Origin of the sequence: Marinobacter sp., assembly GCF_041690615.1 — a bacterium.
Lineage (GTDB): Bacteria > Pseudomonadota > Gammaproteobacteria > Pseudomonadales > Oleiphilaceae > Marinobacter.
Genome location: NZ_JAWLGY010000008.1, coordinates 1 through 14,438 on the forward strand (window position 1 = coordinate 1; position 14,438 = coordinate 14,438).

The 14,438-nt window shown below is 61.1% G+C and carries 13 protein-coding genes and 1 pseudogene; 7 read left to right on the top strand and 7 right to left on the bottom strand.

Going from position 1 to position 14,438, the window contains the following annotated elements:
• From ACESMZ_RS07520 to ACESMZ_RS07535, 4 genes and pseudogenes are all read right to left on the bottom strand, one after another.
• Nucleotides 1–609: pseudogene (locus ACESMZ_RS07520) on the bottom strand (hypothetical protein); the annotation flags it as partial.
• A gap of 15 nt (nucleotides 610–624) precedes the next feature.
• Nucleotides 625–1,269 carry a type II CAAX prenyl endopeptidase Rce1 family protein gene (locus ACESMZ_RS07525; RefSeq protein WP_372972432.1) on the bottom strand — a complete coding sequence of 215 codons (645 nt, stop codon included), beginning with the start codon at nucleotides 1,267–1,269 and terminating at the stop codon, nucleotides 625–627.
• A 175-nt stretch (nucleotides 1,270–1,444) separates the two neighbouring features.
• Nucleotides 1,445–2,281 (bottom strand): DUF6544 family protein, encoded by an 837-nt coding sequence (locus tag ACESMZ_RS07530; protein ID WP_372957748.1) that lies wholly within the window; start codon nucleotides 2,279–2,281, stop codon nucleotides 1,445–1,447.
• Nucleotides 2,278–3,285 carry an Acg family FMN-binding oxidoreductase gene (locus ACESMZ_RS07535; protein ID WP_372957747.1) on the bottom strand — a complete coding sequence of 336 codons (1,008 nt, stop codon included), beginning with the start codon at nucleotides 3,283–3,285 and terminating at the stop codon, nucleotides 2,278–2,280. Before ACESMZ_RS07535 ends, ACESMZ_RS07530 begins: the two co-directional genes overlap by 4 nt.
• 345 nt (nucleotides 3,286–3,630) lie before the next feature.
• On the opposite strand from ACESMZ_RS07535, the gene ACESMZ_RS07540 reads away from it, so the two are divergent.
• The 3 genes from ACESMZ_RS07540 to ACESMZ_RS07550 are packed head-to-tail and all read left to right on the top strand — an operon-like array spanning nucleotide 3,631 to nucleotide 6,291.
• Nucleotides 3,631–4,674, top strand: a complete 1,044-nt coding sequence (locus ACESMZ_RS07540; RefSeq protein ID WP_372957746.1) for an ABC transporter substrate-binding protein — start codon at nucleotides 3,631–3,633, stop codon at nucleotides 4,672–4,674.
• 52 nt (nucleotides 4,675–4,726) lie between these two features.
• Nucleotides 4,727–5,512, top strand: coding sequence for an ABC transporter ATP-binding protein (locus ACESMZ_RS07545; protein WP_372957745.1), 786 nt, complete (start codon nucleotides 4,727–4,729; stop codon nucleotides 5,510–5,512).
• Entirely contained in the window at nucleotides 5,509–6,291 is a 783-nt protein-coding gene (locus ACESMZ_RS07550; RefSeq protein ID WP_372957744.1) for an ABC transporter permease, read from the top strand. The genes ACESMZ_RS07545 and ACESMZ_RS07550 overlap by 4 nt, the downstream gene beginning before the upstream one ends.
• 59 nt (nucleotides 6,292–6,350) lie before the next feature.
• Here the strand turns inward: ACESMZ_RS07550 and ACESMZ_RS07555 are convergent, their stop codons facing one another.
• Nucleotides 6,351–7,382, bottom strand: coding sequence for an isopenicillin N synthase family dioxygenase (locus ACESMZ_RS07555; protein ID WP_372957743.1), 1,032 nt, complete (start codon nucleotides 7,380–7,382; stop codon nucleotides 6,351–6,353).
• 529 nt (nucleotides 7,383–7,911) lie between these two features.
• On the opposite strand from ACESMZ_RS07555, the gene ACESMZ_RS07560 reads away from it, so the two are divergent.
• Entirely contained in the window at nucleotides 7,912–9,273 is a 1,362-nt protein-coding gene (locus ACESMZ_RS07560; protein ID WP_372957742.1) for an amidohydrolase family protein, read from the top strand.
• Between the two features lie 55 nt (nucleotides 9,274–9,328).
• Here the strand turns inward: ACESMZ_RS07560 and ACESMZ_RS07565 are convergent, their stop codons facing one another.
• Both ACESMZ_RS07565 and ACESMZ_RS07570 read right to left on the bottom strand, forming a co-directional pair.
• The gene (locus ACESMZ_RS07565; RefSeq protein ID WP_372957741.1) at nucleotides 9,329–10,396 is read right to left on the bottom strand and encodes a BMP family ABC transporter substrate-binding protein; all 1,068 of its coding nucleotides are present in this window, start codon (nucleotides 10,394–10,396) and stop codon (nucleotides 9,329–9,331) included.
• A 236-nt stretch (nucleotides 10,397–10,632) separates the two neighbouring features.
• A complete protein-coding gene (locus tag ACESMZ_RS07570) occupies nucleotides 10,633–11,901 on the bottom strand; it encodes an MFS transporter (RefSeq protein WP_372972433.1) in 1,269 nt (422 codons plus the stop codon).
• A 218-nt stretch (nucleotides 11,902–12,119) separates the two neighbouring features.
• Between ACESMZ_RS07570 and ACESMZ_RS07575 the strand changes: the two genes are divergently transcribed.
• The 3 genes from ACESMZ_RS07575 (at nucleotide 12,120) to ACESMZ_RS07585 (ending at nucleotide 14,430) form a co-directional block, all read left to right on the top strand.
• A complete protein-coding gene (locus ACESMZ_RS07575; RefSeq protein ID WP_372957739.1) occupies nucleotides 12,120–12,506 on the top strand; it encodes a PilZ domain-containing protein in 387 nt (128 codons plus the stop codon).
• A gap of 117 nt (nucleotides 12,507–12,623) precedes the next feature.
• Complete coding sequence (locus ACESMZ_RS07580; protein ID WP_372957738.1) at nucleotides 12,624–13,313, top strand: nitroreductase; 690 nt, start codon at nucleotides 12,624–12,626, stop codon at nucleotides 13,311–13,313.
• A 133-nt stretch (nucleotides 13,314–13,446) separates the two neighbouring features.
• A complete protein-coding gene (locus ACESMZ_RS07585) occupies nucleotides 13,447–14,430 on the top strand; it encodes an L-threonylcarbamoyladenylate synthase (protein ID WP_372957737.1) in 984 nt (327 codons plus the stop codon).
• Nucleotides 14,431–14,438: the final 8 nt, after the last annotated feature.

Sequence of the window (14,438 nt, forward strand, 5' to 3'; positions counted from 1 at the left end):
GGGCCCACAGGGGACTTGCACCCCCAAGTCATCCGGCCAGCACCACCTGGACCGGAACAGCGCCGTCAAGGCGCTACGCGCCATGCCTGGCGCACTACGGAAAATATCCAGAGCCTTGCTCTGGCCACGCCAGGGGCGAAACCTTTCCACCGATTCGTTCAGGGTTTTGAGGTGTACATTGACCATCGACGTGCTCCCGCCATGGGCAACCAGGTAATGGCCCGGCGGAAAAGGCGGAGCAATATTCACAATATCGCCTTGAGGGGGCACCCGGCCCTTAGCCGCCTGCCAGGCCAGGTAACCACCAAAGCCGCCCAGCCCAGACACAACCAGCAGAATGACAGAACCGCCAGCGGACACTCGCCAGAGCCCCGGGCCAGGGATACCTTTACGGACCAGATGAGCCAATACGACAAGAGCCAGGACCAGGCCGTAGACATGGGGCACCCAGAATGGCGGCATTGTCCACAAGGCGGCGAGACGAAGCCCCAGCAGAACAGCCGTCACAGAGCCAAGCTGCAGCCCCCAGGCAAGCCAGCCCCTCGCTGGCCAGAGCGCCATCCAGATCAGCAGCACCAGCGGCAAAACAACCTGGCTAATTATCACCATCCCGGACATTATTCGTCAGACCTTACTTCTATGCCACCAGAGCAACAGCAGTGCGGCAGCCAGGACGTTGCCGGCGAGCATGAAAGGATACATATCGGGTGAGATGCGCAGCCACTCACCGGTAAAGTTCATCATGCCGTTGAAGATCAGCACCGCGAGAATGCTCCGTCGGGTCTGGTTATAGACCTGTACCATCAACAGGGTCTGGCAGATGATCATTGGCAGCCACCAGTATAGCTCCGGGTTGAACGTCGTATTGGCGTAGTAGCCGGGAAACCACACAAACGGCGCGTGCCAGGCTGCACATACCGTGCCGTTGACCAGACCTGCTGTGGTGGGCCCCAGGTCCTGTTGCAGGGTTTCCAGGTAATATCCCCGCAGGCCCACTTCTTCAATAGCCGGGAACACGAACGACAACAGCAGAAGAAACAGAAGCATGCCAGGGTTGAAAAACAGGGTGGTGTTCACATTCAGCGGCGTATCGGTAATGCCCAGCAAAAGCGCCATGCCCGCCATGGCCACATCCATGCATAGCCAGAACAGCAGGATCACCGCCCACCACCGGCCCGGAATTTGCCGCCAGTCGACCAACCGGCGCATCAGGTCCAGTATCCGGGCCTTGCCACCAGTCAGCGCCGCCAGCCCTACCCCGGCCAGCAACGGGCTCGCTCCGCCAAGCAGGAACCACAGCAGGTTCGGGAAGGCCCATACGGATTCTTCTGACTACAGGACCGGTGTCCAGAACAGCCAGGCCCAGCCCAGATAAAACAGCGGAAAGGCCAGTACCGGGTGCGAAATCACCCATTGACGCAGATGGATGCGTCCGCCCGTGCTGCTACTCATGGGGAAACCCGACAGCAGTGACATCCGCCACGAAAAAGGGAAAGTACCGATCGGTGGCGAAGTGATTCCCTGCTTCCACATGGGTAGGCAACTGAAAACCATCGAACCACCGGAATTCGGAGAGGTACCCACCAAAGGTCTGCCACTGGTACTGCTTCCCGGGATTGGCGTTGCTCCACCGCTGGAACCGGACTTCCGTCGGCTGGCCGTCCGCCGCCACCGTCAACTCAACGGCTTGAGATACCCCCTGGTACTCGACGGTGACGCGGGCACGGTCGGCATCCAGTTCCTCCCAGACAACACCCGGTCCGGGCAGCATAGCCGCCGGCGTCCAGAATATGGCTTCGGCCACATAGCGGCCAAACGCTGAACGGGTGTGATCCGGGTCTCCGCCCATACGGGCGGCCGGCAACAGCCCCAGCAGCCAGAACCGGGTCCAGCGCTGGCTGTCGGACCCGGACAGTCTCATCAGGCCACGCCGCGCCTGCATTTTCCAGACGAACCCGGCCGGCAAGGCCAGTAGCTGGGTCGCCGTAAAATCCAGATAACCGGGTTTCTCTTTGGTGCCCATACCGAAACGGCCCGCCATGTGGATTCGGGCGACCGTAAACAGCGGGGTTCCCGGAGCGATGGTGTAAAGAAAATAGCGTCGCGCCGGTTCCGGCAGGCCGGCAACCAACCCGGCGTCAAAGGACCGGGGTTCTGGGGGCTGGCCGGCGGTCAACGCCTGCATGGCGGCCTGGTCAGCCCGGTGGTCCATTACACGCCAGAGATACAGCACCAGCGTCGCCAGAACAAAGAAGCCAGGTATCGCGGTCATCACCATCATTCAATAACGTCTTCAACCGGCCGCCTGGGGGAGCGTGGCATTTCCGGGCCATGACCAATCCGCACGACCAGGTCCGGGCGATATTCACCAATGCCGAGGGCGCGGGCAAACTCGGGGCGCAGTTCAGTCACCTCCACGGGCTGGTTGATAAACGCCGTTCGTAACCCCAGCGCGGTAGCCGTGAGCGCAAGGCGCTGGTAACAGCGGCCAGCCTCAATCCAGTGGGGTATGTCATCCGCCTCTGAGTAGATTACGGCAATGGCGGATGAGCTGCGGATATACTCTCGGTCTTTCCGGTTCTGGTTTTTCGCCGAGAACCCGGCCTTCATTGCCAGTAACCCGAGCCAACGCGGCACGTCGGGACTGCCCATAACTGGCCCGTATAGCCCGTCGCCCGAACGTACCGCTTCCCTGGTGCTGAAACGGATCCAGGATTTCAGTTCACGAGCCCAGGCTGGGTCGCTGAACTGGGCATCGTTGCCCTGGGTGACGTACTGAGTGATCAGGTCTTTCTGCCCGGTGTCCGTCATCAGAAGCACAGACACGCCCTCGCCAGCACCGGCTGCTTTCAGTTGTTTCAAGGCATCATCGGCAAGCGGCCGGCCATCATACTCTGTCCGACTGCACTGGCGCAGGGGAATCGCGTCGAAAAGCGTTGACCTGGACGCCGGTGAGGGTACGAGATCAATCTGCATGCCTGATGCCGCTGCGTCGAAACTGGCCCGTCCGCCCAATCCGGCCGCTTGCGCAGCCAACACAAGATTCTCGGTGGCACACCCGAGACTCGCATACAGGTGGTGATCGTCCGGGTCGACGGCGGGGCAACGCCTGGACAGGTCCGGCAGAATCCGTATCCGGCCCGGTTCAAGACTGAAAATCCACGGTTGGGTGTTATGGCTGGAGGCCGCCAGCCTCGCATAATGAACAAGCACTGAATAATCGTCTGCGGCGTTGTCCAGCGCAACATGGCGCCAGGTCGTCGTTACATGGTCCGAGTAGTTCATCTGCGCCCCCACACCGCCTTAAGGTATTGCCCTCTCCGTTAGTATCGTTCTGATCGGACCGCTTTTCCTGAATTCCATCAAAACTGCGGCGCCCTGGCCATTGTCATCCCACCAAATTGCGCTTCTTACCACCACCCGCACCGAAATAGCCCAGGAATCAAAGCCCCGGCCTCAATTCCGTGCACCCGGCCAGCAGCTCCTGCCGCAACGAAAACCACAAACAGACCATATGGTCAGGATTTTCAGTGTTCTGTCGCCATGGCGGTCACACTGGTATGCCAATTGCTCAGGTCCTGTTGGCACAACACCAGAATACAGGATTCAACGACAAAGCGAGGAAGTACCATGAATGACAACCACCGCAAGCCGGGCCTGATCAAACGGCTTGGTTCCGCACTCCTGGTGGGCAGCGTCCTGGCCGCCATGACGTCGGGCGCCCAGGCCGAAACCCAGATCCGCTTTACCCTGGACTGGCGCTTCGAGGGGCCTTCGGCACCGTTCCTGATGGCGCTTGAGAAGGGCTACTTTGAAGAGGAGGGCCTGGACGTCACCATCGATTCCGGGAATGGCTCTGCCGGCGCCGTGACCCGGGTGGCCACCGACAGTTATGACATGGGCTTTGCCGATTACAGCGCGCTCACTGAAACCACCTCAAAGAACCCGGACACCGAAGTCACCGGGGTCTACATGGTCTACAACGCCATGCCGGCTGCGGTATTTGCCCTCAAAGAGTCAGGCATCGAGAAGCCGGAAGACCTCAAGGGCAAGACCCTCGGTGCGCCAGTTTTTGATGGTGGCCGCAAGGCCTGGCCGTCGTTTGCCCGCCACAATGGCCTGGCGGTGGATGACGTGGAATGGCAGTCGGTGGAGCCGGCTATCCGCGAAACCCTGCTGGCCCGGGGTGAACTGGACGGCATTACCGGCTTTTACTTCACCAGCCTGCTGAACCTGGAAGCCCGAGGCGTGGACCCGGACAACATCGTGGCCCTGAAATACCCGGACTACGGGGTGGAGTTCTACGGCAACACCATTATCGCCCGCAACGAATTGCTGGAAGAGAATCCGGAAGCGGTCCGGGGCTTTCTGAAGGCGTTCAACAAGGCACTGCAGGAAACCATCGATGATCCGGAAGCCGCCATCAAATACGTCAAACAACGGGATGGCCTGATCAAGGAAGACCTGGAGCTGCGCCGACTGAAGCTGGCCCTGGAGACCAACGTAATCACCGACGAAACCCGTGCCGAAGGCCTGGGTGCCGTTACGGAAGATCGCATGGCCCGGGCTCTGGAGGACATGGTCGCCTCCTACGGGCTGGAGCCTTCCCCGGAACTGGAAGCGCTGTTTGACAGCAGCTACCTGCCGCCCCGCGAATCGCGGATGATTGACTAACTGGTCAGGCCCGGGCACTTGCCCGGGCTGCCAATGACTGCCGGAGTTCCTGATGGATCTGGTTGAATTCGAGAATGTCAGCATGCGTTATGGGGAAGAAGGTCCCATGGCCATCGAGAACGTCACCCTTGGCGTGCGCGAAAATGAATTTGTTGCCGTGGTTGGTCCGTCCGGCTGCGGGAAGTCCACCCTGATGAAGCTGGTTACCGGGCTGGCACCTCCCAGCGACGGCTATGTCTATCTCGGTGGCAAACAGGTGTCCGGACCACAGAAGGGGGTGGGCATGGCCTTCCAGGCCTCCAACCTGCTGCCCTGGCGGACCACCCTGGACAACATCCTGCTGCCCATGGAAATCGTGCAGGACTACCGGCACCGCTTCCGTGCCGAGAAGGCAAAGTTCCAGGAGCAGGGCCGGGCACTGCTGGCCCGGGTGGGCCTGGCCGGCTGTGAGGACAAGTTCCCCTGGGAGCTGTCCGGTGGCATGCAGCAGCGGGCGTCCATCTGCCGGGCACTGATCCACCGGCCATCACTGCTGATGCTGGACGAGCCATTCGCCGCCCTGGATGCCTTCACCCGGGAAGAACTGTGGTGCATGGTCCGGGACCTGTGGCAGGACGAACCCTTCACCGTGGTGCTGGTCACCCACGACCTGCGGGAGGCGGTGTTCCTGGCAGACACGGTGTACGTGATGAGCAAGGGCCCCGGCCGCATCCTGGTTCGCAAACCGGTGGATCTGCCCCGGCCCCGGGACCTGGCCGTCACCTATACCGACGAGTTTGCCGAGCTGGTGTTCGAGCTACGGGACCATATCGGCCGTATCCGGGAGGAGGCGTCATGACTTTGCTACAGCGCAAACGCATGCTGATCAAGGCTTCCCCCTGGATTCTGCTGGTGTCTCTGACACTGCTGTGGGAGTTTGTGTGCTTCGCATTCAGCATACCCACCTATCTGTTCCCCGCGCCGACAGACATCTGGACGTCCTGGCAGGAGTACCAGGGCCAGATCATGAAGCACGCCACCCATACTCTGTTTACCACCGTCACTGGGTTTGCCATTGCGGTGATCTTTGGGGTGGTTCTCGGAGTCCTGGTGGGCTCCTCCCCACTGATCTACAAGGCGGTCTACCCGTTGATGGTGGGCTTCAACAGCATTCCCAAGGTGGCCTTTGTGCCGGTGCTGGTGGTGTGGTTCGGCATTGGCACCGTGCCGGCCATCCTTACCGCGTTCCTGATCTCGTTCTTCCCGGTGGTAGTCAATATGGCCACCGGCCTGGCCACCCTGGAGCCGGAGCTGCAGGACGTTCTGCGTTCCCTGGGCGCCAGCAAGCTGGATATCCTCAAAAAGGTGGCCCTGCCCCGATCCATGCCCTACTTCTTTGCCTCCCTGAAGGTGGCCATTACCCTGGCCTTTGTGGGTTCGGTGATCTCGGAGACCGTCGCCTCCAACGTGGGCATCGGCTATCTGATGATCTCGGCCAGTTCCACCATGGACATGGGACTGGTGTTTGCCGGTCTGGTGGTCATCGCCATCATGGGGGTGGTGATGTACGAGATGTTTGCCTTCGTCGAGCGGCGCATGACCGGCTGGGCCACCCGGGGATCCGACCCGGCGTTCTGACCCGGCCGTGCCCCAACTCATAAAAGGGCCTCCCACGGGAGGCCCTTTCTGGATGAGCTTTATTCTCTGGCCGCCGTCGCTTTCTCGGCCGCATCGAAGTTGGCCTGTATGCGTTGCAGCAGGTAGTCCCGTGCCGAAATCGGTGGGTATTTCTGCGCCGGCCCCTGGATGATCACATCCTTGTTGGCCTGGCAGAAGAACGCCAGGCTGTAGCGGGGACCGCTGTACTCACCCGGCCTGGGCATGCGTACCCGGTGCAGAGTGGACTTGAGGCGGTCGTCGCTCCAGCGCATCAGCATGTCGCCGATGTTGCAGGTGATGCGATCCTCCCTGGGCGTCACCGTGAACCACTCCCGTTCGTCCCCCTTGCCTTCGGCGTCCTTGCCGGGGCTGACCTGCAGGCCGCCCTGACCTTCCTGCTGGAATACCATGGTCAGGCAGTCGAAATCAGTGTGGGCGCCAGCCCGCCAGATTGACTCGTCGGGCTGGTGACCTTCCGGCAGCGGCAGGTAGTGCAGCAGCCTCAGGGTACTCTGGTAGTCCGGCTGCGCCCGGTCGTGGGCCCGGGTGAAGAAGTCCCGCTCGAAGCCCAGGCGGTCGGCGAAACACGACAGCACCTTCATGCCCAGCTGCCAGGTCCGGTGTTCAAAATCCAGCATCACCCGGTGAAATTCCGGCACCTGGGTCTGGTTGGGCCACAGGTTATCCATATGCGGGAGGGTGATCTGGAAGGATTCCTTGTCGTCGGCGGTGCCGGTGGACGGGCGCACCTGGGACCGGAACTCCCAGCCAGCGTTCAGGCCCTTCTTGAGCGGGAAACACTGCTTCTCGGCCTCGGGCAGGGCAAAGAATTTCTCTGAAAGGCCGAAGGCATCGCGGACCAGGCCCAGCTCCAGGCCATGGTTGGACAACTGGAAGAAGCCCACCTCGGTGGCGGCCTGCCAGAGCTGGTCGGTAATCTCATCCCGCCGCTGGTCAAAGTTGGTGAGGTCGATAACGGGCACGTCCCGGTCGATCTCCTTGCCCATGCCACCGAAGGTGGTTTCCAGGTTCAGTTCCTTGAGGGCATACTTTTCTGCAGTGTTAGTCATTGGTACCTCCGGGGCTATCGTCTGATGGGATCAACGGCCGGCGGGGATCAGCGGAGGGGCAAACGCAGGGGGTCCTGCTGTCGCCGCCAACCGCGTACCCACGCCGGCCGACGACTGAGCAATGACCCGACACCAGCTAGCTGCCAGCACCTGACTGCTTCTACTCAGACTTGGGCCGGTCAGCCATAAATGCTGACCGGCAGCTCAGTGGAAAGCAGCATCCATGCCATTCATCCCGCCGTCGAGGCCTGCCTTTAATCAGTCACTTGGCGGCGACTCCTTCAGACAGGTTTTCATCCCGGGAACCAGGACGGTGCAACGCCTGCCACACATGCACCGCCAAGGTGCTACGTTGATAGCCATAAGCGGGACAAATTCCGGATCTGACCATATGGTCAGCAAATGGACAGGATATTGCATCACGCTCTTTACCAGTGTCATTCAACGCAAGAGCAGAAGCGGTCAGAAGCCTGCCGGACCGCGGCGGAGCTTCGGGACATTGCTCGTTTCGTCCGTAAAGGAGCAACCATTGAACTATCTGATCCGAAACGCTGTCGCCATCCACGCTGAGGACAACCCCACTGCCCGCGACATCCGCATCCGGGATGGAGTTATCACCGAACTGGGCCGGGGCCTGGTGCCCACGGCGGAGCAGCCGGAAACCCTTATCGACGCCAGCGGCTGTGTGATCTGGCCGGGACTGGTGAACACCCACCATCACCTGGCCCAGTCCATCATGAAGGGGGTGCCGGCAGGGCTGAACCAGGGCTTGGGCGAATGGCTCAGCAGTGTGCCCTACCGCTTCTGGCCAAAGGTCACCCCGGAGCTGATGTACCACGCTGCCCGGCTGGGCCTGTACGAGCTTATCCGGTCCGGCGCCACCACCTGTGCCGACCACCATTATCTGTACCATGCCACCACCAGCCCGGAGCTGGAGGAGGCGGTCTGGCAGGCAGCGGAGGAGCTGGGGGTCCGCCTGGTGCTGTGCCGGGGCAGCGCCACAGAAACCGGCTCCCATGAAGGCATGATTGAACACCGCATTGAGCCGGAGACCATCGACCAGGTGATCGACCGCCTGGAGGCCACCCGCAGGAAGCACCACCAGGACGGCCCGGGTGCCATGAAAAAACTGGTGGTGGCCCCCACCAGCCTGATCCATTCCAGCACACCGGACGGACTGAGGGCCCAGGCCCGCTGGGCCCGGGACCATGGCCTGAAGATGCACTCCCACCTGCTGGAGGTGGAGTTTGACGAGATCCAGGCCCGGGAAAAATATCACCAGAGCGCCATCGACTATGCCGAAGCCTGCGACTGGCTGGGGCCGGACGTGTGGTATGCCCACCTGGTCCACAGTGACCCCCATGCCATCGAAAGGCTGGCCGCCACCGGCACCGGCATCGCCCATTGCCCTACCTCCAACTGTCGACTGGGCAGCGGTATCGCACCGGTGGTCGACATGGAAAAGGCCGGCGTGCCGATTTCCCTGGCAGTAGACGGCTCCGCCTCCGCCGAATCCGGCTCCATGCTGCAGGAACTGAACCTTGCCTGGCTAATCCACCGGGCCGCCCACGGGCCGGATGTCACCACCCTGGAACAGGTGCTGGACTGGGGCACTCGCGGCGGTGCCGACCTGCTTGGCCTGCCGGCCACCGGCAGCCTGGCCGTTGGCAGGCAGGCCGACCTGGTGCTCTACGATATCGACCAGCCCCGCTTCGCCGGTGTCCATTCGCCGCTGATGGCGCCGCTGATGTGCGGTGAGCCCGTAAACGTGAAGGACAGCTTCGTGCAGGGCCGTCGCATTCTGGAAGATGGCCGCGTTACCGGCCTGGATGAACGGGAGCTGACCCGCAAGGTGCAGGAAGGCGTCGCCCGGATGCTGGCTGATGCCTGAACCAAAAAAGCCGGAGGGTGAGTTCCCCGCCGGCTTTCAACGATGTCCTGACCGATTATTTCGGCAGATTTGCGGTCATGCCCTCCACGTACCAGTCCATCCCCGCCAGCTGCTCGTTGGTCATGGTCTCGCCTTCCGGCACCCGCAGCTCACCGTCCTGGTCCTTCAGGGGCCCGGTAAAGGGGTGGAATTCGCCGCTGTCGATGGAGGCGATCACCTCGTCCACCTTCGCCCGCTGCTCCTCGGTCAGGCGGTCACTGATGCCAACAACCTGGATGACATCCTCGGTAATTCCACCCCAGTAGTCCTTTGACTCCCAGTCACCATCCATCACCGCCTGTACGGTGTCGATGTAGTATGGGGCCCAGTCATTGACCACGGACAGCAGGTGCGCGTCGCCCCCGAACTTCCGCATGTCCGAGGCCTGGCCCACGCCCCAGTTACCCCGTTTCCCGGCAGCCATCAACGGAGCCGGGCTGTCCGTGTGCTGAACGATGACATCAGCACCCTGGTCCATCAGGGCATTGGCGGCGTCTGCCTCTTTCGCAGGATCAAACCAGGTGTTGGCCCACACCACCTTGAGCTCGATGTCAGGATTAACGGATCTGGCACCCAGGTATACGGCGTTGATGTCCCGGATCACTTCCGGAATCGGGAAGGAGGCGATGTAGCCCAGGGTGTCAGTCTCGGACACAAGGCCCGCAGCAACGCCGGTTACGTAACGACCTTCATAGGTAACCGACAGGTAGGTGCCCAGATTGTCCGCACGCTTGTAGCCGGTCGCATGGAGGAAGGTGGTATCCGGGAACTGCTCGGCCACCCGTGCGGTGGGGTTCATGAAGCCAAAGGAAGTGGTAAAGATCACGTCATTTCCCGCCTGGGCCAACCGGCGGATGGTGCGCTCGGCGTCGGCACCCTCGCTGACATTCTCAACATAGGTGGTGGTCACCTTGTCGCCAAAGTGTTCCTCAAGGGCCAGGCGCCCCAGGTCGTGCTGGTAGCTCCAGCCGTGGTCCCCTATCGGCCCGACGTACACGAAGCCAACTTTCATCGGGTCTTCTGCCACGGCAAGCACGGGCAAAGTAAGTGCGGCAGCAAGTTCCAGGCTGCGTTTAAGGCTCATGAATACTTCTCCTGAACGGTTTGGTCGTTATGTTGGTTCCGTCGTGACGGATCACCTATCAACAGCAGCAAAAAACTGGCCAAGTGTTCAGGAATTTCAACACATTGTTATTGCAGAATTTTATCGATCAGGAAACCCGAAAGCAGGTACAGAAAGCACCAATAAGGCGCATTGCGTCCGGCGGAAGCACTCAATCGGCAGGGTTTCAGGTGTGGGGTCGCGTGGGTGGAACGATTTCAGGTAGCCAGACTGACCCTGCCACGTTGCGACCAGGGGTATTCCTTCACAGGAAGGTGGACAATGGCCGATAGCGCTCCCACACCCACACCGACCCACCACACCAGGGTGTAGTTGTTGTAGATGTCGTACAGCGCCCCGCCGAGCCATACCCCGAGGAAACCGCCCAGCTGGTGCGAGAAGAACACCAGGCCATAGAGCGTCCCCATGTACTTGAGGCCATAGATATGGGCCACCAGGCCGGAGGTCAGCGGTACCGTGGCCAGCCACAGCGAGCCCATGGCGACGGAAAACAGCACCACGCTCTCAGGCGTGATGGGGGCCATGATGAATGCCCCGGCCACCAGGGTGCGCAGCAGGTAGATGCTGGCCAGCAGGTATTTCCGGGAATAGTGGTTCCCCAGCCAGCCTGCCAGCAGCGTGCCGCCGATATTGAACAGTCCGATCAGCGCGATGGAGATAGCTCCCAGTCCCGCCGCGGAGGTCACTCCCAGGGTGTAGAGCAGACTACCAGGATCCACCGGACCGCACATTTCGGTGATAAAGGCGGGAAAGTGGGCGGTGATGAAGGCCAGCTGGTAACCACAGGAGAAGAAGCCAATAAAGATAAGGATGAACGACGGGTCTTTCACCGCTCTCCGGATAACGATCCCCATGGGTTCCTCGTTGGCCACCGACTTCTGCGGTTTCGGGGCACGCATCAGCAACAGCGCCAGCATGGACACCATGATGAACCCGGCGAATACGATAAATACAGACTGCCAGGGCATCTGGCTCAGCAGCGACTGGGCTACCGGCGGACCCACGATCTGACCCGCGGAACCGGCCGCTGTGGCGATCCCCAGGGCCATGGACCGATGCTTGTCTGGCGCGGCCCGGCCCACCACGGCCAGGATCACACCAAAACCGGTACCGGCGATACCGAAACCCACCAGCATCTCCAGTAACTGGTGCTGCCCGGGGGTGATCGCCCAGGCCAAGAGTACCAGGCCGGTCACATAGAAGGCACCACCACCAAGAATGGCTTTCCGGTCACCAAAACGTTCGGCGAAGGCGCCGAAAATGGGCTGCCCGATGCCCCACGCCAGGTTCTGGATGGCAATGGCCAGGGAAAAGGACTCCCTCGGCCACGCGAACTCCGCGGCGATCGGTAACTGAAACAACCCAAAGGAGGCCCGAACGGCAAAGCTCACCAGAATGATGATGCAACCGGCAATCAGCACCGGGTTGATCAGTCGGTCATAGGTACCGGAAGAGGCGTGCGCCACAACAGGATCTCACTTGGTCTACAGGCAGGGTGCGGGTTCGAAAGAGGAATAATTCACGAATGTTCAGCGGCATGCAAGTGCAACACTACCGCCACCACCCTCAGTGGCAGCGTCTATTTAACATTCTTTTACCATTGAGCCGGGTTGCCGCATTGCATCCGTCCATCAATGTGACATGCTTCTCATTATACTCCTAAGCATCCAAAAGGACTTGATCGATGCCCCAACGCAAACATTATCTCCGCCCGGACCTTATCAAGGTTGAGGAACGCCCCGATCTTCGGCGGTCTGTTCGTGTGGTGCCGGGCAATATCGCTGCAGAACTTGCTCCCGCCGGGCCTTCCAGCCAGAAAGGAGGGTCCCTGTCCCGCGAATGTCACTGCCTGAACCTTAGCCCCCACGGTATTGCGGTACTTTGCGATAATCACAGGATTGCCCCTGGGGACCGGGTCAGACTGAATCTGTCCCATGGCAGCAACCGGATGAACAACCTTACCGGAGCCGTGGTTCGTACTGAACCAGGCCACCGCTTTACCCGCCTTGCCATCGAGTTCGATCACCAGCACTTTACTCATCCCCTGTTCCAAGCCATTCTTGGGCGGTAATTTCAGCCGGGCTCTGCACCACAATCTGTTAAACGGAACCCCTCCGCTTGCCGGCGGGGTGCGTTTCGATGGTGCAAAACCCCGGGCATTTATCCAATCCAACAATAAAGGTCATCCATGAAACTCGATCAGGCAATCCGGGAACGGCGATCCATCCGGGGCTTCAGGGACAAGCCCGTACCCAGGGAGCTTCTTGAGGAAATCATCGAACTGGCAAACCGGGCGCCGTCGTCCATGAACACCCAGCCCTGGCACCTCCACGTACTGACCGGGGAAACCCTGGAGCGGGTCCGTCAGGGTAATACGGAGCGGATGCTGGCCGGCATACCACCGAGCCGGGAGATCCATGACCACGGGGCCTACGAGGGCGTGCACCGACAGCGCCAGATCGAGATCGCCGTTCAGCTGTTTGAAGCGATGGGAATAGAACGGGATGACAAGGAACGCCGGCAGGACTGGGTGATGAGAGGATTTCGCCAGTTCGATGCGCCGGTATCCATCGTGGTCTGTTTCGACCGGGACCTGCTGGACAACACCATTGCACACTTCGATACCGGGGCCATGACCTACGGCCTGGTACTGGCAGCCTGGAGCCGGGGGCTCGGGGCGGTGATCAATGGTCAGGGCATCATGCAGAGCCCGGTCGTGCGGGAAGTGGCCGACATTCCGGAGGACCAGGTAATACTGACCTGTGTCGCCCTGGGGTGGCCCGATGACGACTTTGTTGCCAACTCGGTGGTCTCCCGACGACGCCCTGTGCCCAATACGGCGCGGTTCCTGGGGTTTGGTGAGCAGGAAAGCGCCTAGTGTCCCGTCTGGTTAATTCATTGACCAGACAGGACACCAGGGATTTCCGAAGTTTTCAGGCTGGCTCAGGACTCTGTGCAGAAACATAGATAGAATATGCCCCCCTGAATACGTTGCAAGCCGTGAAACCAGCATGATCACACTGGATGCCGGAAAACCGGAAGACCTCGCCCGGGCCGCTGAACTGCTGGCCGGCGGTGACATCATTGCCATACCCACCGAAACCGTTTACGGGCTGGCAGCGGATGCCACCAACCTTCCGGCGATACGGAAGGTTTTCGAGGCCAAGCAGCGCCCCATCGGCCATCCGCTGATCGTGCATGTATCGGAGCCGGACCATATCCGCCGCTGGGCGAAGGCCGTTCCCGATATTGCCTGGCGTCTTGTGGAAAAGTACTGGCCCGGCCCGCTCACCCTGCTCTTGCCCAAAGCCGAGGGGGTCAGCGACTTCATTACCGGCGGCCAGCCCGGGATTGCGGTGAGAATGCCGTCCCATCGGGTCGCCCGGGAGGTCATAAAGCGGCTCGGTCGGGACGTGGTGGCGCCCTCGGCCAACCCCTACAGTCGTATCAGCCCGACGTCGGCGTCCCATGTGATCCGTGGTATGGCGGGCCGGATCAGCGCTGTCCTTGACGGTGGCGAGTGTACCGTTGGTATCGAGTCCACCATACTGGACCTGACCGGTGATGTACCCGCTATCGCCCGCCCGGGCCTCGTCAGCCGGCAGGAGCTGGAAGACTTCCTGGGCATGGGCCTGGCGGATCATGCGCCTGCCAGCATCGCTGTGCCTGGCAATGTGAAGCACCACTATCAGCCGGTAACGCCAACCATTGGCGTGGCCGCGCCGCGATCAGCCCAGGCCCTGCCTGAACTGACCCGCCAGCCCGGGCGCACCGGTGTGATCTGGTGGCAGACACCTCCGCCTGAGGATCGAACCGCCGAGGCCATCCAGCTGGGAGATACCCCGGAAACCTACGCCCGCATGCTCTACACCGCGCTGCACACGATGGACCAGGCCAACCTCACCCGCATCATCGTGGAGCTGCCACCTGAGACTGATGCCTGGCTGGCCATTCACGACAGGCTAAACCGCGCTTGCACTGAACTCGTGGGCTAGTGTCGGCA